Consider the following 21,157-nt stretch of genomic DNA (forward strand, 5'->3'; position numbering starts at 1 on the left):
GGCTTGGTTCCGGGGGCCGGAGGCCGCCCATGACCGCCTTCGCCGACCTCACCTCGCCGCGGGTCGCCGAGCTGCTGGCCGGGCCGCGCACCCCCGTGCTGCTGCTGCCGGTGGGCGCGGTCGAACCGCACGGACCGCACGCTCCCCTCGGCACCGACCGGCTCATCTCCGCTGGCATGTGCGCCCGCGCGGCCGAGCGGCTGGCCGGCGACGACGAGCTCCGGGTTCTCGTCCTGCCCGCGCTGAACTACGGCGTCACCGACTTCGGCGCCCCCTTCCCCGGCGGCGTCTCGATCGGACCCGACACCCTGCGCGCGCTCGTCCTCGACGTCTGCGGATCCCTCGCGCGGCAGGGGCTTCGCCGGATCGTGGTGGTCAACAACCACTTCGAGCCGGCCCATGTCGGGGCACTGCGCGCGGCCACGAAGGAGGCGGGCGTCGCCTTCCTCGACCTGCTGCGCCGGGCCAACGTCGCGCGGCTGACCGACGAGTTCCGGTCCGGCTCCTGCCACGCCGGCCAGTACGAGACCTCGCTCGTGCTCGCGGACCGACCCGAGCTGGTCGACACCGCGATGCTGCGCGAGCTGCCCGCGGTGCACGTGGACATGCCGACGGCGATGTCCGCCGGGCACAAGGACTTCGTCGAGATGGGTATGGACCGCGCGTACTGCGGCACCCCGGCCGGCGCGACCGCCGCCGAGGGAATGTCCACATTCGACACGCTAACCGACCTGCTCGTCGAGCTGATCAGGGAAGTGGGGCGCGGCTGATGCGGTACGAGGACCTGCCCGAGCGACTCAACGTCGCCGACTACTTCGTCGACCGCAACCTCGCGGAGGGCCGCGGCGAGCGCACCGCGCTGCTCACCGGTGACGCGGCCGTCACGTACGCCGAGCTGGCGAACCAGGTCAACCGGATCGGCAACGTCCTCCTCGACCTCGGGGTCCGGCGCGGCGACCGGCTGCTGATCGCGCTGTCCGACGGCGTGGAGTTCGTCGCGACCTGGTACGCGGCGCAGAAGATCGGCGCGGTCACGGCCGAGGTGTACACGTTCCTGCCCGCCAAGGACTACCGCTACTTCCTCGACTACACCGGCGCGAACGTCGTGGTGGTCGACCCGGTGACGCTCGAGCGGATGCGCGAGGCGTCCGGGGGCCGCCACCGGCTCCTGGTCGCCGGCGACTTCGAGCCGCGCACGCACGAGTACGACCTGAACGCGCTCGCCGCGCGAGCGCCGGACACCCTCGCCGCCGCACCGACCACGAAGGACGACGTGGCGATCTGGAAGTTCACCACCGGGAGCACCGGCGAGCCCAAGGCGTGCGTGCACACCGCCGCGAGCCCCGTGCTCAGCCACCACGCCTACGCGCGCGGCGTCCTCGACATCGGGCCGGACGACGTCGTGCTGCCCGTGCCGAAGCTGTTCTTCGGCTACGCCCGTGATCTCGCCGCGCTCTACCCGTTCGGCGTCGGCGGCGCCGGCGTCGCCTTCGCCGAGCGCACCACCGCCGACCGGATCTTCGAGGTCATCGCCCGGCATCGGCCGACGATCCTGGTGAACGTGCCGACGATGATGAGCGCGATGGTCGCGCACCCGGACGCGTCCACCCAGGACCTGAGCTGTCTGAGACTGACCACGTCGGCCGGCGAGGCCCTGCCGGCGGAGCTGCACCGCAAGTGGGACACGGCGTTCGGCGTCGAGGTCGTGGACGGCATCGGCTCCTCCGAGGCGTACCACATCTACATCTCGAACAGACCCGGCGCTGCCCGCCGCGGCAGCTGCGGGCAGGCGGTCCCCGGCTACGCCGCTCGGGTGGTCGACGAGGACGGCAAGGAGCTGCCCGACGGCGAGGTCGGCACGCTGGAGGTCACCGGCGGCACGACCGCGAAGGAGTACCACCAGGACCCCGAGAAGTCGGCGGCGACCTTCCGCGGCGACACCGTCCACACGGGAGACCTGTTCGCCCGCGACGCCGACGGGTTCTTCACCTACCACGGCCGCGCCGACGACCTGCTGAAGGTCGGCGGGATCTGGGTGGCGCCGAGCGAGATCGAGCACTGTCTGATCGGCCACCCGGACGTCCTGGAGTGCGGTGTGGTCGGGCACGAGGCGGACGGGCTGGTGCGCACGCGCGCGTACGTGGTGCCGCGCGAGGGCGCCGAGGTCGTCGGCGACACGCTCCGGGACTACGTCGGCACGCGGCTGTCCGGGCACAAGCGGCCGCACGAGGTCGTGTTCGTCACCGAGCTGCCGCGCACCAGCAACGGCAAGCTCGATCGCCGCGCCCTGCGGGAGCGCCCATGAACGAGCGGCTCGTCGTCGTCACGGGCGGCACCAAGGGGATCGGCGCGGCGATCAGCCGGCGGTTCGCGGAGGCCGGTGACAAGGTCATGGCGCTGCGCCGCGCTGACCTCGACGTGACCGACGAGGACGCGGTGCACGAAGTGCTCGGCCAGCTCGAGGTCGACGTGCTCGTCAACAACGCGGGGGTGTCGGTGAGCGCGCCCGTGCACCGGACCTCGCTGCCGGACTGGCTGACGCAGCTCGAGGTCAACGCCACCGGGGCCTTCCTGTGCACCCGGGCGGTGCTGGCGGGCATGCGCGGGCGCGACCGCGGCCGCATCGTCACGGTCGCCTCGACCGCCGCGCACGAGGGCCGGCCCTACACCGCCGGGTACACCGCGTCCAAGCACGCGGCCGTGGGTCTGATGAGGACGGTGGCCGCCGAGGTCGCCGGCACCGGGGTGACCGCCAACGCGGTCTGCCCCACGTTCGTGCGCACAGACATGACCGCCCGCACGATCCAGCGGATCGCCGGGGTCACCGGCAAGTCCGAACAGGACAGTGAGGCGGCGGTCGCCGGGCTCTCGCCGCTGGGCCGGCTGCTGGAGCCCGACGAGGTCGCGTTCGCGGTGGCGTTCCTCGCCGCACCGGAGGCCGGCGCGATCAACGGCCAGACGATCGTCCTTGATGGAGGAGGAATACAGGCATGAGCGAGCTTGCGAGCGAATCATCAACACAGGGTCGCCGCGAGCGGCAGCACCGAGCCTGCGAGGGGCTGTCGTGAGTCCGTTCAGGGCGTCGCCCGGCTTCACGGACAAGTGGGAGCACTTCGACTTCGAGCTGGCCGACGGCGTGGCCACGGTGACGTTCTCCCGGCCGGACAAGCTGAACGCGCTCACCTTCGACGTCTACGCCGACCTGCGCGACATCCTGGCCGAGCTGCCGCATCGCGGCGACGTCCGGGTGGTGGTGCTGGCCGGGCGGGGTCGCGGGTTCTGCTCCGGCGGAGACGTCGAGGAGATCATCGGCGAGCTGCGGACGATGTCGACCGCGCAGCTGCTGGAGTTCACCCGGATGACCGGCGCGGTGGTGAAGGCGCTGCGCGAGTGCCCGCTGCCGGTGATCGCGTCGGTCAACGGGATCGCGGCCGGTGCCGGCTCGGTGATCGCGCTGGCGTCGGACTTCCGGCTGCTCGCCTCGTCGGCGTCGTTCGCGTTCCTGTTCACCAAGGTGGGGCTGGCCGGCGCGGACATGGGTTCGGCGTACCTGCTGCCGCGGCTGGTCGGGCTCGGCCGGGCCACCGAGCTGCTCGTCCTCGGCGACAAGATCGACTCGGCGCGGGCCGACCGGATCGGGCTCGCCACGTCGGTGGTGCCGGACGAGGAGCTGGCGGCCGCGACCACCGCGCTCGCGCGCCGGCTCGCGGACGGGCCCGCGTTCGCCTACTCGACCACCAAGGTGCTGCTGACCCGGGAGCTGGACATGGACCTCGGCAGCGCGATCGAGCTGGAGGCGATGACGCAGGCGTTGCTGTTGAAGAGCGACGACCACGCGGAGTTCTACGCCGCCTGGGCCGCCGGCCGCCGTCCACAGTGGAGCGGACGGTGAACCGCGTCGTCTACGCGCCCGGGCTGGCCGAGCCGGTCGGGTTCGCGCACGCGGTGGTCGCCGGCCCGGGCCACGCGGTGTACCTGGGCGGGCAGACCGCGCAGGGGCCGGACGGCGCGATCGTCGGCTCGACGCTCGTGGAGCAGTTCGACGTGGCCGCCGGGAACGTGGTCACCGCCCTGACCGCGGCCGGCGCCGCCCCCGACCACCTGGTGTCGCTGATCATCTACACGACGTCCGTGCCGGAGTACCGTTCCTCGCTGCGCGAGCTGGGTACGGTGTGGCGCAAGCACTTCGGCCGCCACTTCCCCGCGGTCGCGCTGCTGGGCGTGGCGGAGCTGTTCGACGAGGCGGCGAAGGTCGAGCTGGTCGGGACGGCGGTGATCCCGTGACGTTGCTGGAGCGGGCCGAGGAGGTCGCGCGGTCGCTGCCGGCGGTCGCCGCGGCGGGCGAGCCGGGCCGGGTGAACCCGGCGCTGCTGAAGGCCTTGGCCGAGGCGGGGTTGCTCGGCGACATCTTCCGCCGCGACGACACGGGTTACGCGCCGACCTCCGCGACGGCGCTGTGCCTGATCCGCGAGGGGCTGGCGCGGCACTGCACGGAGGCGGAGACCGCCCTCGCGCTGCAGGGCCTGGGCGCGTACCCGATCCTGCTGGCCGGCAGCGCCGCGACGGTCGAGGCGTGGATTCCGCGGATCGCGGCCGGCGAGGTGGCGGTCGGCTTCGCGCTGACCGAGCCGGGCGCCGGGTCGGACGCGGCCTCGCTCACGCTGGCGGCGACGCGGGACGGCGACGCGTTCCGGCTGAGCGGTGAGAAGACGTTCATCTCGAACGCGCCGGACGCGGCGGTGTACTCGGTGTTCGCCCGCACCAGCGACGCCGGTTCGCGGGGCATCACGGCGTTCGCCGTGCCCGGGGACACCGAGGGACTGCGCGGCACGCGGCAGACGATGGTGTCGCCGCACCCGATCGGCCGGCTCACGTTCGACGAGGTGTACGTGCCGGCCGCGGCGGTGCTCGGCGAGGTCGACGGCGGCTGGCGCGTCGCGATGCGGACACTGGACATGTTCCGACCGAGCGTCGGCGCGTTCGCGGTGGGCATGGGGCAGGCGGCACTGGACGCGGCGGTCGCGTACACGGCCGACCGGCGGGCGTTCGGCCGGCCGCTGCGCGAGTTCCAGGCGGTGTCCCATCAGCTCGCCGACGTCGCGACCCGGCTGCACGCCGCCCGCCTGCTGGTCCACGACGCGGCCGCCGCGTACGACGCCGGGGGCCGGACCGGCCACCTGTCCGCGATGGCCAAGCTGTTCGCCACCGAGACCGCCCAACTCGCCGTCGACGTGGCGATCCAGGTGCACGGCGCCCGGGCGCTGGAGCACGGGCACCTGCTGGAGCACCTGTACCGCGAGGTCCGCGCCCCGCGCATCTACGAGGGGGCGAGCGAGATCCAACGCGAGATCATCGCCCGCCACCTCTACAGCTGACCGTCGCCAGAGCGGGTGCGAATGCGAACGCCGCAGGTCACAGGTGTCCACATCGGCCTGGGGGACCCCTGGTTCCAGCCTAGGCGCGTGCACCGACGGATTCGGTCGCTCGGCGGCGAGCTGTGGACAACCGGTTCGGTTGTGGACAGCCCGGCCGCCGAGCGGCGAACCGGGGCAGCGGGTGGGCAGGTCAGCGGGCTGGGATGGTGGACAGGGCGGCGGACAGCTCGGCGTCGGTCAGCTCGCGGTCCACCATGTCGCCGGCGAGGTAGCTCGCGTACGCTGGCAGGTCCAGGTGCGCGTGCCCGCACAGCGCCATGAGGATGACCTTCTCCTCGCCGGTCTCCTTGCAGCTCAACGCCTCCCGCACGCACTCGGCCAGCGCGTGGGTCGGCTCCGGCGCCGGGATGATGCCCTCCGCCCGCGCGAACCGCACGCCCGCCGCGAAGCACTCGTTCTGCCCGACCGCCACCGCGTTCACCAGGCCCAGCTCCACGATGTGCGACAGCAGCGGCGACATGCCGTGGTACCGCAGCCCGCCCGCGTGAATCGGGTCCGGGATGAACTCGTGGCCCAGCGTGTGCATCTTCAGCAGCGGCGTGAGGCCCGCCGTGTCACCGAAGTCGTACGTGTACGTGCCACGCGTCAGTGACGGGCACGCGGCCGGCTCCACAGCGCGGATCTCCGGCGCGATCTTGCCGGCGAGCTTCTCCCGCAGGAACGGGAACGCCAGCCCACCGAAGTTCGACCCGCCACCCGTGCAACCGACGATCACGTCGGGCGTGTCCCCCGCGACCGCGAACTGGCGCAGCGCCTCCTCGCCGATGATCGTCTGGTGCATCAGCACGTGGTTGAGCACGCTGCCCAGCGCGTACCGGGCGTTCGGGTCTCCGGCGGCCATCTCGACCGCCTCGCTGATCGCGATCCCGAGCGAGCCCGTCGAGTCCGGGTGGGACGCCAGCACCGCGCGGCCGGAGTTCGTCAGGTCCGACGGGCTCGGGTGGACGGTCGCGCCGAACGTCTCCATCATGATCTTGCGGTACGGCTTCTGGTCGAACGACGCGCGCACCTGCCAGACCTCGCACTCGAGGCCGAACTGCGCGCACGCGAACGCCAGCGCGCTCCCCCACTGCCCGGCGCCGGTCTCGGTCGTCAGCTTGGTGACTCCCTCGGCCGCGTTGTAGAACGCCTGCGGCACCGCGGTGTTCGGCTTGTGCGAGCCGACGGGGCTCACGCCCTCGTACTTGTAGTAGATCCGGGCCGGCGTGGCGAGGGCCTTCTCCAGCCGGTGCGCGCGGAACAGCGGAGACGGCCGCCACAACCGGTACACCTCCTGGACCTCGTCCGGGATCGGGATGTACCGCTCGCCGCTGACCTCCTGCTGGATCAGCGACATCGGGAACAGCGGCGCCAGGTCGTCTGGCCCGACCGGCTCTCCTGTCGCGGGGTGCAGCGGCGGGGGCGGCGGCTCCGGTAGGTCGGCCACCACGTTGTACCACTGGGTGGGCATGTCGGCTTCGTCGAGGACGAACTTGGTGCGACCGGCCATGGGAGGACTCCTTGATCGGCAACTAGATCAGGACAACGTTATGACCGCGCGCCCGGGGATGAAAGCTCGGCCTCCGGTGGTTACCCTGACGTGGTGAATGTCGAGGTGACTCCGCTGCCGGGGATCGGCACGCGACAGGATTTCGTGTCCCGAACCGGCCGGCGGATCGGGGTCATCACCTACCGGGACGGTCGCTTCGAGCTGATCATCTCCCGGGAGGACGACCCGGACGCGTGCACCGCGTCGATCCCGCTGTCCGTCGACGAGGCCAGCGCGCTCGCCGGGCTGCTCGGCGCGCCCCAGCTGGTCGCCGACCTGCGCCGGGAGAACGACGGGCTGTCCGGCGTGCACACCAAGCAGCTGTCGCTGCTGCACGGCTCGCCCTTCGACGGCCGCACGCTCGGTGACACGCAGCTACGTACCCGTACCGCGGTCTCCGTGGTGGCTGTCGTGCGCGCGGGCACCGTGCATCCCTCGCCGCTGCCGGACTTCGTGCTCGGCGGCGGTGACGCACTGATCACCGTGGGTACCTCCGAGGGGCTGGCCAAGGCCGCCGACGTCCTCGACAGAGGGTAGCGGGTTCGTGCACGACACGGCACTCGCGCTGATCGAGCTCGGCGCGATCTTCTTCGGGCTGGGCGTGCTCGGTCGGGTGGCGTGGAAGATCGGCATCTCCCCCATCCCCTTCTACCTGCTCGGTGGCCTCGCCTTCGGCAGCGGCGGCCTGGTTCCGCTCTCCGGCGTCGAGGAGTTCACCAAGCTCGCCGGCGAGATCGGGGTCGTGCTCCTGCTCCTGCTGCTCGGTCTGGAGTACTCGGCGGCCGAGCTGGTCACGGGTCTGCGCCGGTCGTGGCTCGCCGGGCTCGTCGACCTCGTGCTGAACGCGGCGCCCGGCGTGGCGGTCGCGCTGCTGCTCGGCTGGGGGCCGGTCGGTGCGCTCGCGATGGCCGGCGTCACCTACATCTCGTCGTCGGGGATCGTCGCAAAGGTGCTCGGCGACCTCGGCCGGCTGGGAAACCGGGAGACCCCGGTGATCCTCTCGATCCTCGTGTTCGAGGATCTCGCGATGGCCGTCTACCTGCCGATCCTCACCGCCGTGCTGGCCGGCGCGACGCTGCTCGGCGGGCTGTCCGCGACCGGCATCTCGCTCGTCGTCGTCACGCTGGTGCTGTTGCTCGCGCTGCGGTTCGGCCGGTACGTGTCGGCCGTCGTGGACAGCAAGAGCCCCGAGGTGTTCCTGCTGCGCGTGCTGGGTGCCGCGCTGCTGGTCGCGGGCATCGCGCAGCAGCTGCAGGTGTCGGCCGCGGTCGGCGCGTTCCTGCTCGGCATCGCGATCTCGGGGTCGACGGCGGAGAACGCCACCCGGCTGCTGGAGCCTTTGCGGGACCTGTTCGCGGCGATGTTCTTCGTGGCGTTCGGGCTCAACACCGTGCCGTCCACCATTCCACCGGTGCTGGGCGCGGCCGTTCTGCTCGCGCTCGTCACGACCGTGACGAAGCTCTTCACCGGTTGGTGGGCTGCGAAGCGCCAGGGCATCGGGCGAATGGGCCGGGCGCGGGCCGGGGCGGCCCTGGTGGCACGGGGTGAGTTCTCGATCGTCATCGCCGGCCTCGCGGTGTCCGCGGGTGTGGTCGACCCGCGACTGGCGGCGCTGACGACGGCCTATGTGCTGGTCATGGCGATCTCCGGCCCGCTGGCGGCCAGGGTCGTCGAACCGATCGCCCGGCTGGTGACGCCACGGCTACGGCCGGCCACCGCCTAGGTCCTCCTCAGACGCGTCCCAGGTCGGCGAGCAGCAGGCCGGAACGGGGCTTCGGGGTGAAGTAGGTGCTCTTGCGGGGCATGCGCTCCCCGGCGGCGTGTACGGCGCGGACCGTCTCAAGTGGAACGGGCGCGAGCAGCAGCACTGCATCCGCTGTGGACGGTGGCGGACGGTCCGCGGCGAGCGCGTGGACGTGCGGGCCCTCCGGGTCGATGCCGAGCGCGGCGCGCAGCAGCCGTTCCTCCACCACGGCGTGGTCCATGCCGCCCGGCAGCTCGACCGTGAGCGTCGCTCGAGGACAGCGCACGACGACCGTTCCGGGCTGGTCCGGCGGGTCGGCGTGGTCCGAGCGCACGACGCCAAGGCCCTCGGCACGCCATGCCTTCTCGAGGTCCGAGGCGGTCAGGCCGGTGCCGGCGAGCACGCGGTGGAAGGCGCCGATCCGCAGCGCAGGGCCGGCGGTGACGAGCGCCAACATGCCGGTCAGCCCGGCCTCGGCCGCGGCGGCGACGCGGTGGTTGCCGTCGGCCACCATCAGCGGGTTCTCGGCGGCCACGGCCAGCAGCCGCGCACGTTCCGGGCCCGGCCCGACCAGCCACAGCCGGTGCCGCCGGCCCGCTGAGTCCACAGTAGACACCGCGGGCGACGCGCCGCCGGTCGTGCGGCGGACGGCCTCGGTGAGCGTGTCCCGCTCGCCGACCGGTACGAGCATCGCCGCACTGGTCGCGTAGCCGAGGCCGGTCAGCGCCTTCGCCCGCTCGGCGACGACCTCGGGGTAGACCTCCTCGCTGTGCCGCACCCGGCCGAGCCCCTCCGCGTCCACGGCGACCGGGTCCACCAGACACAGCAGCCCGCGGGCTGTCCCGTCCGGACCGTCCACTTCGTACGGCGCGACGAGGTCGGTGACCTCGCGGTAGTCCGTGCGCAGGAGCAGGGCCAGCGTGGTGCGGGCCTCGGGCAGGGCGTCGAGCAGGCCGAGCCCGCGAGCGCGCGCGGCGGGCGTGCGGTGCGGGTGCTGGACGGCGAGCAGCGTGCGGGAGTTGGCCCGGCGGAGCGCCTCGACGATCCGGTCCGGCTCGGCGAACTCGTCCACGTCGGGGCCGGGTACCTCGTGGCGCACCACGAAGCCGCGCTCGATGGGCCGCACCCAACTCACAGGTCGACGGCCGCGAAGAGGGACCCGATCTCGGCGCGGGTGAGCGGGCGCAGCGTGCCCGGACGCTGGTTGCCGAGCCGAACGTCGGCGATCTGGGTACGAACGAGCTTGCGGACCGGGTGGCCGACCTCGGCGAGCAGCCGGCGCACGATGTGGTTGCGGCCCTCGTGCAGCACGACCTCGACGAGCGCCTTGCCGCCGGCCGAGTCGACCACGCGGAAGGCGTCGACACGCACGGGACCGTCCTCGAGCTCGACGCCCTCGCGGAGCCGCCGGCCGACCGTGCGCGCGACCGGCCCGCCGACCTCCGCGAGGTAGGTCTTGAGGACGACGTAGGACGGGTGCATGAGGCGGTGCGCGAGCTCGCCGTCGTTGGTGAGCAGCAGCAGACCCTCGGTGTCGGCGTCGAGGCGGCCGACGTGGAACAGCCGTTCCCTGCGGTCGCGGACGTAGTCGCCGACGCAGGGGCGGCCGCGGTCGTCGGACATCGTGGTGTGCACGCCGCGTGGCTTGTTGAACGCGAGGTAGGCGAGATCGGCCCGGACCACGACGCGGACCCCGTCCACGTGGATCACCGCGGTCTCGGGGTCGACCCGGCGGCCGAACTCGCTGACCACCTCGCCGTTCACGCTGACCCGCCCGGCGGCGATCAGCTCCTCGGCGGCCCGGCGGCTCGCGACGCCCGCCTGCGCGAGCACTTTCTGGAGGCGGATCCCTTCGTCAGACCTCATCGATGGAGTCCACTTCCGGCAGCAGGGGCGCGATCGGCGGCAGATCCTCCAAAGAGGACAGACCGAGGCGTTCGAGGAACAGCTCGGTGGTGCGGTAGAGGTAACCACCGGTCTCGAGATCGGTACCGGTCTCCTCGACCAGCCCGCGTGCGAGCAACGTGCGGATGACGCCGTCGCAGTTGACGCCGCGGACCGCCGCGACGCGGGCCCGCGTGACGGGCTGCCGGTAGGCGATGATGGCGAGCGTCTCGAGGGCGGCGCGGGTGAGCTTGGCGCGTTGCCCGTCGAGCAGCATCTTCTCCACGTAGGGGGCGTACTTGTCGCGGGTGTAGAACCGCCAGCCACCACCGACGCGGCGCAGGTCGAGGCCGCGGTCATGCTCGCTGAGGTGGTTCGCCATCCGGTTGAGCCCCTCGCGGACCCGCGCGATGTCGGTACCCACGGCGGTGGCGAGCACGTCCTCCTCGACGGGCGAGTCGACGACGAGGAGGAGCGCCTCGAGGACCTTCTCGAGCTCGTCGCCGTCGAGGTGGGGCAGCTCGTCGGTCTCGGCGTCCTCGCCGGCGGTCTCCTCGACCGCGCCCGACCCACCGAGCCCCTCGTCGCCGGGCACCTCCTCGCCGGCCGCCCCATCGCTAGGCACCTCGTCGCTCGGCGCCTCATCGCCGGCAGCCTCGTCGCCGGGCGCATCGTCGGGCACCTCCTCGGTCGGTGCCTCATCGCCGACAGCCTCATCGCCGGCCGCCTCATCGGCGAGCGCATCGTCGGCAGGCACCTCCTCGGTCAATGCCACATCGGCAGGCGCCTCATCGCCGACAGCCTCATCGCCGGGCACCTCATCGCCGGCCGCCTCATCGCCGAACGCATCGTCGGCAGGCACCTCCTCGGTCAATGCCACATCGGCAGGCGCCTCATCGCCGACAGCCTCATCGCCGGGCACCCCATCGCCGGGCACCCCATCGCCGAACGCATCGTCGGCAGGCACCTCCTCGATAGCCACCTCATCGCCGGCCGCCACGTCGCTGGGCACCTCATCGCCGGGTGCTTCGTCGGTGGGTGCCTCGTCGACGAGCCGAGTGGGCGGATCCGCATCGTGGAACTGCTCCGGCCCCGCGGACTCCGGTTCGCCCACCGAGTCCGTCACCGGACCATCCGACGAACCATCCCAGGCAAGATCATCCGCAACATGATCGTCCGCGGCTCGACCATCCGCCGGCTCCGGAACCAGCTCGGTGGGCGGGTCCGCGTCCGCGACCCGCTCCACCTCGGGCTCCTCCCCCCGCGGGTCCTGCGGTGAACTCACCCGTACTCCTCCTCCTCGCCGCCGTCCGGAGCGGCGGCCGCCGCGTCCGCAACGCTGCCACCGATCCACTGCACGTGCAGCTCCGCCAGCGCCTCGTCCTGCTGGAACACGACAACGTCTTCCTTGTACAAGTCGAGCAGCGCGAGGAACCGCGCCACGACCTCGATGCTGTGCTCGCAGTCCGCCACCAGCTCACCGAACGACGCCCGCCCGGCCGACGCGAGCCGACCCCGCAGCACGGCCGCGTGCTCGCGCACCGACACCTTGCCCTTGTGGAGGTGCTCGAGGGACACCGTCGGCGGGGGCTTCGGCCGAAACACGGCTGCGGCGATCTCCGCGAAGCGCTGGGCGCTCACCCCGAGCATGACCTCGGGCAGCAGCGACGAGTAGCGGTCCTCCAGCGCCACCGACCTCGGGTACCGCCGCAGCGCGCCCTGCTCCAGCTCCGCGAACAGCGCCGCCACCTGCTTGTACGCCCGGTACTGCAACAGCCGCGCGAACAGCAGGTCCCGCGCCTCGAGCAGCGCCAGGTCGTCCTCGTCCTCGACGTCACCGGTGGGCAGCAGCCGCGCGGCCTTGAGGTCGAGCAAGGTCGCCGCGACGACCAGGAACTCCGTGGTCTCGTCCAGGTTCCAGTCGTCGCCCGCCTGGTGGAGGTGGGCGATGAAGTCGTCTGTGACCTGGTGCAACGCGACCTCGGTGACGTCCAGCTCGTGCTGGGAGATCAGCTGCAGCAACAGGTCGAACGGACCCTCGAAGTTCGACAGCCGAACGGTGAACCGCGCCGGTGTCGGCTCCTCCGGGGCGTCGGGGGCCGATGAGATCAACAAGCACTACTTCCCGGTGTCATGACGCAATCGTCGCACCAACACCGAGTCCTCGCCGCGTTCCTCCAGGTCGGCGAGCACCACCGCGACCGCCTCGCGCACCACCCGACCGCGGTCGACGGCAAGCCCGTGGGTCCCGCGCAGTATCAGTCGGGCATGCTCGAGCGCGAGCAGCTCGTCGTCCGACACGTACACAGTGATCTTCGCCGTGTGCTTCTGTCGCGGCGTACCGCGCCTTGGTGTGGTCACCGCGTGCTGGCTCCCCGACTGGCTTCGGTCGAACCACCTTTCCTCGGTCGGCCCGGTGGATCTGAACAGTTCCGCCGCCCCCGGCAACGAGGCCCGGCGGTTCACCGGGCGTGCGCCACTTCGCGGGAGATCACTTCGCGGGCCAGCTGGCGGTAGGCCTTGGCACCGGCCGAGCGCGGCGCCCACACGGTGATCGGCGCGCCGGCCACCGTGGTCTCCGGGAACCGGACGGTCCGGTTGATCACGGTGTCGAACACGGTGTCCGAGAACCGCTCGACGACCCGCGCGATGACCTCCCGCGAGTGCAGCGTGCGCGGGTCGAACATGGTCGGGAGGATGCCGGTGATCTCCAGCTTCGGGTTCAGCCGCTCGCGCACCTTCTCGATGGTGTCGATGAGCAGCGCCACCCCGCGCAGGCTGAAGAACTCGCACTCCAGCGGTATGAGCACACCGTCGGCGGCCGCCAGCGCGTTGACCGTGAGCAGGCCGAGCGAGGGCTGGCAGTCGATCAGGATGTAGTCGTAGTGGTCGACGACCGGGCGCAGCGCGCGAACCAGCGTATGCTCGCGGCCGACCTCGGCGACGAGCTGGACCTCGGCCGCGGACAGGTCGATGTTGCTCGGCAGCAGGTCCATGTTGTCGACGCCGGTCCGGATCACGGAGTCGGTGACGCTCGCGGACCGCTCGATGATGATGTTGTAGATCGTGCGCTCGAGCTGGTGCGCGGGGATGCCGAGGCCGACCGACAGCGCGCCCTGCGGGTCGAAGTCGACGATCAGCACGCGGCGGCCGAACTCGGTCAGCGCCGCGCCGAGGTTTATCGTCGACGTGGTCTTGCCGACGCCGCCCTTCTGGTTGCAGAGCGCGAGCACCTTCGCCGGGCCGTGCCCGTTGAGCAGCGGAGGCTCGGGGATGTGTCGCTTCGGGCGTCCGGTGGGTCCGACGGCACCGTTGGGGCTGTCGTCGAGCGCCTCGTCCTCGTCGGAGGCTGCCCGCGGCGCGATGCTGAGCTCCGAGGGATGAAATGTCGACATATGGACCTAGCTCCTTGTCGTCCGCGCTGTGGGCCGAAGCTTAGAGATCGCCTGGTGCGGGCGGCAAAGAGGCTCGCCGATGGAGTCCGGACCTATCCTGAGAGCCGTGCCTGTCCGCCAGCTTCGCCTCGTCGTCACGCCGCCGACTACGACGAGGCCGTGCATTTTCTACCGTGACGTCCTCGGGTTCGACGAACGGGATGCCGTCCAGTCGCCGGGCGGCCGCGTGGTGCTCCTCGACGCAGGTCAGGCCGCCCTCGAGCTCGCCGAGCCGTCGACCGCCGAGGACATCGACGAGGTCGAGGTCGGCCGGCGCGTGACCGGCCACATCCGCGTCGCCTTCGAGGTCGACGACGCGCACGCGACGACCACGGCACTGGCGGCGGCCGGCGGCCAGTTGCTCGCGGCCCCGCGTCCGACCCCGTTCCGTTCGACCAACGCCCGGCGGGGCGGGCCGGCCGGCCTCCAGCTGACGCTCTTCCAGATGGACTAGCGCGAGTCCATCCACAACCGCCACACCTGTCCACAGCCAGCCCGCGCCACCCCCGTTTGTCAGGGTGCGCCGGTAGGCTGGCACGTGAGGGTGGCCCCCGGGACAGGGTGGGGCTTTCGGTACTTGCGTTCCGCACGCGCGTGCGCGCGCGGGGGTTGTTTTGGGGCCCCAGCCCACGAGGGCTTGGCGGCCGACCAGGGGGCCGGCCGGTCAGGCGCGGGCTCGTGGGTGGGCGGTGGCGTAGACCTCGCGCAGGGTGTTGACCGTGACCAGGGTGTAGATCTGCGTCGTGGTCACCGATGCGTGGCCGAGCAGCTCCTGAACGACCCGGACGTCGGCCCCGCCCTCCAGCAGGTGCGTCGCGAACGAGTGGCGCAGGGTGTGCGGGGAGACCGACGCGGCGATGCCCGCGCGCTCCGCCGCCACCTTGAGCACCTGCCACGCGCTCTGCCGGGACAGCCGGCCCCCGCGCACGTTCAGGAACACCGCCGGCGTGCCGCGGCCGTGCGCCGCCAGGCCGGGGCGGGCGCGCACCAGGTACGCGTCGAGCGCGTCGAGCGCGGGCCGGCCGATCGGCACCAGACGCTGCTTGCCGCCCTTGCCGTCGAGCAGCACGGTGCGCTCGTGGGCGTCGATGTCGTCCAGGTCGAGCCCGACGGCCTCGGAGATGCGCGCGCCCGTGGAGTACAGCACCTCCAGCAGCGCGCGATCACGCAGCGGACCGGCGCCGTCGACCCCGGGAGTGTCGAGCAGCCGCAGCACGTCGTCGACCGGGAGTGCCTTCGGCAGGCGGCGCGGCGCCGCCGGCGGGCGGACCTCGCGGGCCGGGTCGAGGTCGACGAGTCCCTCGCGCACGGCGAACTTGTGCAACCCGCGCACCGCGACCAGCGCGCGGGCGGCCGACGACGCGGCGAGCGGCGGGTGGTCGTCGTCGCCCTCGCGCAGCACCGCCAGGAACGTGGACACGTGCACCTCGGTCACCGCGGACAGGTCGTCGACCCCGGCGAAGGTGAGATGCGCGGCGTAGCGGCGCAAGTCGCGGGCGTAGCCGTCGAGGGTGTTGCGGGACGTGCCGCGCTCGACGGCGAGGTGATCGAGGTAGCCGGCGACCGCGGCGGCGAGAGCCGGCGCGACCGGACGCTCGATCATGGCACCTCCCTGGGAGGCGGCCCAGCTTATGCCGGTTGCCGCGCGAGCTTGCGGAACCGGCGTTGGCGTGGCGCGGTTGCCGTATCGTGAGTTCGTGGGCGAACCGATCGGGTCGGACGAACTCCGCATCGGCACGCAGGAGCGCGAGGACGCCATCAAGATCCTGGGCGACCACTTCTCGGACGGGCGGCTGCCGGTCGACGTGTACGAGGAGCGGGTCGACAAGGTCATCGAGGCCACCACCCGCGGCGAGCTGCGCCCGCTGTTCCGCGACCTGCCCGCCCCGTACCCGGCGTTCCTGGTGCCGCCCGTACGCCCGATCGAGCCCGTCCCGGTCCCGGTGTACCCGCCGCCCAACCCGAACCAGCTGGTCGTGCCCTCCGACCGCCACCGGTACCTCGCCGGCGTGCTGCAGATCATCCTGCCGTTCGGCACCGGCCGGTTCTACACCGGGCACACCAGCATGGCGATGGCTCAGCTATGCATGGTCTTCTGCGGGGTCGGCATCATCTGGAGCATCGTCGACGGCGTGGTGATCCTCGTCGGCGGCGGGACGGACGCCTACGGGCGGCCGCTCAGGCACTAGTGCTAGAGGAACGCGCGTAGCAGGGCGGCCGTGCCCTCGAGGTGCTCGTCCATGGCGGCGCGTGCGGCCGCCGGGTCGCCGGACAGGATGGCGGCCACGATGGCCCGGTGCTGGACGTTCGAGTGCTCGATGTTGGTCGACAGCAACGGGATCGCGTTCAGCAGCTCGTTCACCCGGGTCCGCACGTCGGCCACCGCACTCGTCAGCGACGGGGCCGCCGTGACCTCCGCGACCGCCAGGTGCAGGCGCGAGTCGCGACGCCGGTACTCCTCCGCGGAGTCGGTGCCGACGGCGTCGACCTCGGTGAGCGCCACCATCAGGTGCTGGCGCTCGGCCGGGGTCAGCGTGCGTGCCGCGGCGGACTCGGCGGCGCCGGTCTCCAGCACCCGGCGTAGCGTCAGCACGTCCTCCATGTCCACATCGGACGCTTCCGACGGGTCAGCCGGGTCGGATCGTGGCGAGGAGGGCAGCGTCTCGGCGACGAACGTCCCGCCGTACCGGCCGCGGCGCGACTCCACGTAGCCCGCGTCCGCGACCGCGCGGATCGCCTCGCGCAGGGTCACCCGGCTCACCCCGAGCCGCGCCGCGAGCTCCCGCTCGGCGGGCAGCCGCTCCCCCGGCGCCGCCACACCGAGCCGGATCGCCTGCAGGAGCCGCTCGACGGTCTCCTCGAACGCGTTGCGTGTCCGGACCGGACGGAACACGGCGGCCGACGCGTACCGCACGGTGGTGGCCACGGGACTAGATCGGGGTGACGTAAGCACCGGAGATGCCACCGTCCACGAGAAACGACGACGCCGTGATGAACGAGGCGTCGTCGCTCGCGAGGAACGCCACCGCCGCCGCGATCTCCGACGCCTCCGCGAACCGTCCCATCGGCACGTGCACCAGCCGGCGCTGTGCCCGCTCGGGGTCGGCCGCGAACAGCTCCCGCAGCAGCGGCGTGTTCACCGGCCCGGGGCACAGCGCGTTCACCCGGATCCCCTCGCGGGCGAACTGCACGCCCAGCTCGCGGCTCATCGCCAGCACGCCGCCCTTGGACGCCGAGTAGGAGATCTGCGAGGTGGCCGCGCCCATCACGGCCACGAACGACGCGGTGTTGATGATCGACCCGCGACCCTGCCGACGCATGTGCGGCAGCACGTACTTGCAGCACAGGTACACCGACGTGAGGTTGACCTTCTGTACCCGGTCCCACACGTCGACTCCCGTGGTGAGGATCGAGTCGTCCTCGGGCGGGGAGATGCCGGCGTTGTTGAACGCGACGTCCACGCTGCCGTGCGCCATCGACACCTTCTCGAACAGGTATTCCACGGCGGCCTCGTCTGTCACGTCGCACGTGATCGAGTCGCCGCCGATCTCCCGCTCCAGCTTCTCGATCGCCTCGGTGTCGATGTCGACCGCGACGACGAACGCGCCCTCCTCGGCGAAGCGGCGGGCGGTGGCGAGCCCGATGCCACTCGCCGCGCCGGTCACCACGGCGACCCGGTCCTGCAGGCGTTTCACGACTACTCCCCCTCAGTGGCGATGAAGACGTTCTTGGTCTCGGTGAACGCGTCCAGCGCGTCCGGGCCCAGCTCACGGCCGAGCCCCGACTGCTTGACGCCGCCGAACGGCGTCCAGTACCGCACCGACGAGTGGGAGTTCACCGACAGGTTGCCGGCCTCGACGCCGCGGGCGACCCGCATCGCCCGGCCGACGTCCCGGGTCCAGATCGAGCCGGACAGCCCGTACTCGGTGTCGTTCGCCATCCGCACGGCGTCGGCCTCGTCGTCGAAGGCCTGGACGGTGACGACCGGGCCGAACACCTCCTCGACGACCGCGCGGTCCGCGGGCGTGCGCGGCAGGACCACGGTCGGCGGGTACCAGAAGCCCGGCCCGGACGGCGCGCTGCCGCGGATCGCCACGTCCACCGTGTCGTCCACATAGGACGCGACGGACTCGCGGTGCGCGGCGGAGATGAGCGGGCCCATCTCGGTCTTCTCGTCCCCCGGGTCGCCGACCACGACGCCGTGCACGGCGGGCTCCAGCAGCTCGAGGAAGCGGTCGAACACGCTGCGCTGCACCAGGATCCGCGACCGCGCGCAGCAGTCCTGCCCGGCGTTGTCGAACACCCCGTAGGGCGCAGCGGCCGCCGCGGCCCCGAGGTCGGCGTCGGCGAACACGACATTGGCGTTCTTGCCGCCGAGCTCCAGCGTCACGCGCTTCACCCGCGCCGCGCAGCCGGCCATGACCTGCCGGCCGACCTCGGTAGAGCCGGTGAAGACCACCTTGCGCACCAACGGGTTCTCGACGAACCGCCGGCCCACGACCGACCCCTTGCCGGGCAGCACCTGGAACACGTCGGCCGGGATGCCGGCCGACCGGGCCAGCTCGCCGAGCCGGATCGCCGTCATCGGGGTCAGCTCGGCCGGCTTGAGCACCACGGTGTTGCCGGCGGCGAGCGCGGGTGCGAAACCCCAGCCGGCGATGGGCATCGGGAAGTTCCACGGCACGATCACGCCGACCACGCCGAGCGGCTCGGCGAACGTGATGTTCACGCCGCCGGGCACCGGGATCTGCTTGCCGAACAACCGTTCCGGTGCCGCCGCGTAGTAGTGCAGCACGTCGCGGACGTTGCCGGCCTCCCAGCGGGCGTTGCCGATGGTGTGCCCGGAGTTGGCCACCTCCAGCGTCGCCAGGTTGTCCACATCGGAGTCGACGGCGTCGGCGAACCGGCGCAGCAGCCGGGCCCGGTCGGCCGGCGCCACCGCCCGCCACTCCGGCAGCGCGCGGTGTGCCCGCTCGATCGCCGTGTCGGCCCGCACCGCCGAGGCCGACGGCACGGTGGCGACCACCTGCTCGGTGGCCGGGTTGATCACCTCGGTCATCTCGCCTCCCCCACCAGCGCCTCGAACAGGCGCCGGTCGACTCCGTCCTCCTCCGGATGCCACTGGACCCCCACCGCGAAGACCTCCCCCGCCAGCTCCACGCCCTCGACCGTCCCGTCGGCCGACCACGCGACCGCGCGCAGGTCGTCACCGAGCCGGTCGACGGCCTGGTGATGGTGGCACCACACGTCGACCCGCTCGCCGACGGCCGCCGCGAGCCGGCTGCCCGGCTCGACCGTGACCGGCACCCGCCCGAAGGTGCCCGGCTCCGGCTGGTGGTCGGTGGTGCCGGTCCGGGCCGGCACGTGCTGGTGCAGCGTCCCGCCCAGCACGACGTTCAGCAGCTGCATTCCCCGGCACACGCCGAGCAGCGGGATGCGGAGCTTGAACGCCAGGTTGATCAGCGCCCACTCGGACTCGTCCCGGTCGGGCCGGGCCGGGCCGGTCGCCGGGTCCCGGTCGGCGTCGTAGCACGCCGGATCGATGTCCGCACCACCGGCGATGACCAAACCGTCCAGATTGGACAGATGGCCGGGCTCCCACCCGCCGACCGGCGGCAGCAGGACCGGCGTGCCGCCCGCGTGCACCACCCCGTCGACGTACCCCCGCGGCAGCAGCGCGGCCGGCACGTCCCACACCCCGAACCGGCTCCGCTCGAGGTAGGTGCTGATGCCGATCAGCGGGCTGGCCGCCGCGCTAAAGGCGCTCGAAGCCACGGAACTTCTCCCAGTCGGTGACCACCGCGTCGTACGCGGCGAGCTCCACACGCGCGTTGTTCAGGTAGTGGTCGACGACCTCGTCGCCGAACGCGGCGCGGGCGTGCTTGCTCTCCGCGAGCCGCTCGGCGGCGGCGCGCAGCGTCTTGGGCACCTCCGGCCGGTCGACGGCGTAGGCGTTGCCGGTCAGCTCCGGATCCAGCGGCAGCTCGTTCTCGATGCCGTGCAGACCCGCCGCGACCAGCGCCGCGACCGCGAGGTAGGGGTTCACGTCGCCGCCCGGCACCCGGTTCTCCACCCGCAGCGAGTCGCCGTGACCGACCACGCGCAGCGAGCAGGTGCGGTTGTCGATGCCCCATGCGACCGTGGTCGGCGCGAAGCTGCCGGCCGCGAACCGCTTGTAGGAGTTGATGTTCGGCGCGAAGAAGTACGTGAGCTCGCGCAGCAGCGCCTGCTGCCCGGCGAGGAAGTGCTCCATCAGCGGAGAGAACCCGTGCGGCCCGTCACCGGCGAGCACGGCCGAGCCGTCGGTGCCGCGAAGCGAGATGTGGACGTGGCACGAGTTGCCCTCGCGCTCGTTGTACTTCGCCATGAACGTCAGGCTCTTGCCGTACTGCGCGGCGATCTCCTTGGCACCGGTCTTGTAGACGCTGTGGTTGTCACATGTGGACATCGCGTCGGCGTAGCGGAAGGCGATCTCGTGCTGGCCGGGGTTGCACTCGCCCTTCGCGGACTCGACGTACATGCCGGCACCGGACATGCCGTTGCGGATGGCTCGCAGCAGCGGCTCGAGCCGGCCGGTGCCGAGCATCGAGTAGTCCACGTTGTACTGGTTGGCCGGGGCCAGGTCTCGGTAGGCCTTGTCCCACGCCTGCTCGTAGGAGTCGTCGAACACGATGAACTCGAGCTCGGTGCCGACGTACGCGGTGAGGTCTCGCTCGGCGAGCCGGTCGAGCTGGCGGCGCAGCACCTGGCGCGGCGAGGCCGGCACCGGACCGCCCTCCACCCACTCGATGTCGGCGAGCACCAGCGCGGTTCCGGGGTGCCACGGCACCAGGCGCAGCGTCGACATGTCGGGCCGGAGCACGAAGTCGCCGTAGCCCCGGTCCCAGGAGGACATGGTGTACCCGTCGACGGTGTTCATCTCGACGTCGACTGCGAGCAGGTAGTTGCAGGCCTCGGTGGCGTGCCGGACGACCTCGTTCAGGAAGTACTCGGCGGCGCACCGCTTGCCCTGCAGCCGGCCCTGCATGTCGGTCATCGCCACGAGCACGGTGTCGACCGCGCCCTCGTCCACCAGCTCACGCAGCCGTTCGAGGGTGAGCAGACCGTCGCGGTGCCCCATGAGACCGACCTC

The 21,157-nt window shown here is 72.1% G+C and carries 23 protein-coding genes; 10 read left to right on the forward strand and 13 right to left on the reverse strand.

All coding sequences use genetic code 11. The annotated features are described in order from the left end of the window. Nucleotides 1–29 precede the first annotated feature (29 nt). The 6 genes from ACRDTB_RS12790 (at nucleotide 30) to ACRDTB_RS12815 (ending at nucleotide 5,375) form a co-directional block, all read left to right on the forward strand. Nucleotides 30–770: a creatininase family protein gene (locus ACRDTB_RS12790; RefSeq protein ID WP_431430355.1), complete on the forward strand. Its 741-nt coding sequence runs from the start codon at nucleotides 30–32 to the stop codon at nucleotides 768–770. After that, on the forward strand, nucleotides 770–2,305 hold the full coding sequence (locus ACRDTB_RS12795; protein ID WP_431430356.1) for a benzoate-CoA ligase family protein: 1,536 nt from the start codon (nucleotides 770–772) through the stop codon (nucleotides 2,303–2,305). The genes ACRDTB_RS12790 and ACRDTB_RS12795 overlap by 1 nt, the downstream gene beginning before the upstream one ends. After that, entirely contained in the window at nucleotides 2,302–2,994 is a 693-nt protein-coding gene (locus ACRDTB_RS12800; protein ID WP_431430358.1) for an SDR family NAD(P)-dependent oxidoreductase, read from the forward strand. The genes ACRDTB_RS12795 and ACRDTB_RS12800 overlap by 4 nt, the downstream gene beginning before the upstream one ends. 70 nt (nucleotides 2,995–3,064) lie before the next feature. Then, complete coding sequence (locus ACRDTB_RS12805) at nucleotides 3,065–3,892, forward strand: enoyl-CoA hydratase family protein (RefSeq protein WP_431430360.1); 828 nt, start codon at nucleotides 3,065–3,067, stop codon at nucleotides 3,890–3,892. After that, a complete protein-coding gene (locus tag ACRDTB_RS12810) occupies nucleotides 3,889–4,284 on the forward strand; it encodes a RidA family protein (RefSeq protein ID WP_431430361.1) in 396 nt (131 codons plus the stop codon). Before ACRDTB_RS12805 ends, ACRDTB_RS12810 begins: the two co-directional genes overlap by 4 nt. A gap of 5 nt (nucleotides 4,285–4,289) precedes the next feature. Then, nucleotides 4,290–5,375 carry an acyl-CoA dehydrogenase family protein gene (locus ACRDTB_RS12815; protein WP_431430399.1) on the forward strand — a complete coding sequence of 362 codons (1,086 nt, stop codon included), beginning with the start codon at nucleotides 4,290–4,292 and terminating at the stop codon, nucleotides 5,373–5,375. Between the two features lie 190 nt (nucleotides 5,376–5,565). Here the strand turns inward: ACRDTB_RS12815 and ACRDTB_RS12820 are convergent, their stop codons facing one another. Beyond that, on the reverse strand, nucleotides 5,566–6,924 hold the full coding sequence (locus ACRDTB_RS12820) for a TrpB-like pyridoxal phosphate-dependent enzyme (RefSeq protein ID WP_431430363.1): 1,359 nt from the start codon (nucleotides 6,922–6,924) through the stop codon (nucleotides 5,566–5,568). 93 nt (nucleotides 6,925–7,017) lie between these two features. Between ACRDTB_RS12820 and ACRDTB_RS12825 the strand changes: the two genes are divergently transcribed. Both ACRDTB_RS12825 and ACRDTB_RS12830 read left to right on the forward strand, forming a co-directional pair. Continuing rightward, on the forward strand, nucleotides 7,018–7,500 hold the full coding sequence (locus ACRDTB_RS12825; RefSeq protein WP_431430364.1) for a cation:proton antiporter regulatory subunit: 483 nt from the start codon (nucleotides 7,018–7,020) through the stop codon (nucleotides 7,498–7,500). Nucleotides 7,501–7,507: 7 nt separating this feature from the next. Further along, the gene (locus ACRDTB_RS12830) at nucleotides 7,508–8,686 is read left to right on the forward strand and encodes a cation:proton antiporter (protein ID WP_431430365.1); all 1,179 of its coding nucleotides are present in this window, start codon (nucleotides 7,508–7,510) and stop codon (nucleotides 8,684–8,686) included. A 7-nt stretch (nucleotides 8,687–8,693) separates the two neighbouring features. On the opposite strand, the gene ACRDTB_RS12835 is transcribed toward ACRDTB_RS12830, so the two are convergent. The 6 genes from ACRDTB_RS12835 to ACRDTB_RS12860 all read right to left on the reverse strand — a co-directional run bounded on the left by ACRDTB_RS12835 (nucleotide 8,694) and on the right by ACRDTB_RS12860 (nucleotide 13,986). After that, complete coding sequence (locus tag ACRDTB_RS12835; protein WP_431430366.1) at nucleotides 8,694–9,842, reverse strand: DUF1015 family protein; 1,149 nt, start codon at nucleotides 9,840–9,842, stop codon at nucleotides 8,694–8,696. After that, nucleotides 9,839–10,573 carry a pseudouridine synthase gene (locus ACRDTB_RS12840; RefSeq protein ID WP_431430369.1) on the reverse strand — a complete coding sequence of 245 codons (735 nt, stop codon included), beginning with the start codon at nucleotides 10,571–10,573 and terminating at the stop codon, nucleotides 9,839–9,841. Before ACRDTB_RS12840 ends, ACRDTB_RS12835 begins: the two co-directional genes overlap by 4 nt. Then, the gene (gene scpB, locus ACRDTB_RS12845) at nucleotides 10,563–11,360 is read right to left on the reverse strand and encodes an SMC-Scp complex subunit ScpB (RefSeq protein WP_431430401.1); all 798 of its coding nucleotides are present in this window, start codon (nucleotides 11,358–11,360) and stop codon (nucleotides 10,563–10,565) included. Before scpB ends, ACRDTB_RS12840 begins: the two co-directional genes overlap by 11 nt. A 512-nt stretch (nucleotides 11,361–11,872) precedes the next feature. Further along, a complete protein-coding gene (locus ACRDTB_RS12850) occupies nucleotides 11,873–12,706 on the reverse strand; it encodes a segregation and condensation protein A (RefSeq protein WP_431430371.1) in 834 nt (277 codons plus the stop codon). 3 nt (nucleotides 12,707–12,709) lie between these two features. Further along, nucleotides 12,710–13,057, reverse strand: a complete 348-nt coding sequence (locus ACRDTB_RS12855; protein WP_431430372.1) for a hypothetical protein — start codon at nucleotides 13,055–13,057, stop codon at nucleotides 12,710–12,712. Continuing rightward, complete coding sequence (locus ACRDTB_RS12860; protein ID WP_431430373.1) at nucleotides 13,054–13,986, reverse strand: ParA family protein; 933 nt, start codon at nucleotides 13,984–13,986, stop codon at nucleotides 13,054–13,056. The genes ACRDTB_RS12855 and ACRDTB_RS12860 overlap by 4 nt, the downstream gene beginning before the upstream one ends. A 106-nt stretch (nucleotides 13,987–14,092) precedes the next feature. On the opposite strand from ACRDTB_RS12860, the gene ACRDTB_RS12865 reads away from it, so the two are divergent. After that, on the forward strand, nucleotides 14,093–14,479 hold the full coding sequence (locus tag ACRDTB_RS12865) for a VOC family protein (protein ID WP_431430374.1): 387 nt from the start codon (nucleotides 14,093–14,095) through the stop codon (nucleotides 14,477–14,479). 210 nt (nucleotides 14,480–14,689) lie between these two features. On the opposite strand, the gene xerD is transcribed toward ACRDTB_RS12865, so the two are convergent. Continuing rightward, on the reverse strand, nucleotides 14,690–15,628 hold the full coding sequence (xerD, locus tag ACRDTB_RS12870) for a site-specific tyrosine recombinase XerD (protein WP_431430375.1): 939 nt from the start codon (nucleotides 15,626–15,628) through the stop codon (nucleotides 14,690–14,692). 94 nt (nucleotides 15,629–15,722) lie between these two features. Between xerD and ACRDTB_RS12875 the strand changes: the two genes are divergently transcribed. After that, a complete protein-coding gene (locus ACRDTB_RS12875; protein ID WP_431430376.1) occupies nucleotides 15,723–16,214 on the forward strand; it encodes a DUF1707 domain-containing protein in 492 nt (163 codons plus the stop codon). A 2-nt stretch (nucleotides 16,215–16,216) separates the two neighbouring features. Here the strand turns inward: ACRDTB_RS12875 and ACRDTB_RS12880 are convergent, their stop codons facing one another. The 5 genes from ACRDTB_RS12880 to ACRDTB_RS12900 are packed head-to-tail and all read right to left on the reverse strand — an operon-like array spanning nucleotide 16,217 to nucleotide 21,145. Next, nucleotides 16,217–16,951, reverse strand: a complete 735-nt coding sequence (locus ACRDTB_RS12880) for a FadR/GntR family transcriptional regulator (protein WP_431430378.1) — start codon at nucleotides 16,949–16,951, stop codon at nucleotides 16,217–16,219. A gap of 4 nt (nucleotides 16,952–16,955) precedes the next feature. Next, nucleotides 16,956–17,720, reverse strand: coding sequence for a 3-oxoacyl-ACP reductase (locus tag ACRDTB_RS12885; protein WP_431430379.1), 765 nt, complete (start codon nucleotides 17,718–17,720; stop codon nucleotides 16,956–16,958). 2 nt (nucleotides 17,721–17,722) lie between these two features. Next, the gene (locus ACRDTB_RS12890; RefSeq protein WP_431430380.1) at nucleotides 17,723–19,084 is read right to left on the reverse strand and encodes an aldehyde dehydrogenase family protein; all 1,362 of its coding nucleotides are present in this window, start codon (nucleotides 19,082–19,084) and stop codon (nucleotides 17,723–17,725) included. Beyond that, complete coding sequence (locus ACRDTB_RS12895; RefSeq protein WP_431430381.1) at nucleotides 19,081–19,800, reverse strand: gamma-glutamyl-gamma-aminobutyrate hydrolase family protein; 720 nt, start codon at nucleotides 19,798–19,800, stop codon at nucleotides 19,081–19,083. Before ACRDTB_RS12895 ends, ACRDTB_RS12890 begins: the two co-directional genes overlap by 4 nt. Beyond that, complete coding sequence (locus tag ACRDTB_RS12900) at nucleotides 19,781–21,145, reverse strand: glutamine synthetase family protein (protein ID WP_431430382.1); 1,365 nt, start codon at nucleotides 21,143–21,145, stop codon at nucleotides 19,781–19,783. The genes ACRDTB_RS12895 and ACRDTB_RS12900 overlap by 20 nt, the downstream gene beginning before the upstream one ends. Nucleotides 21,146–21,157: the final 12 nt, after the last annotated feature.

It is taken from the genome of Actinophytocola sp., from assembly GCF_050699935.1.
Classification (GTDB): Bacteria; Actinomycetota; Actinomycetes; order Mycobacteriales; family Pseudonocardiaceae; genus Actinophytocola.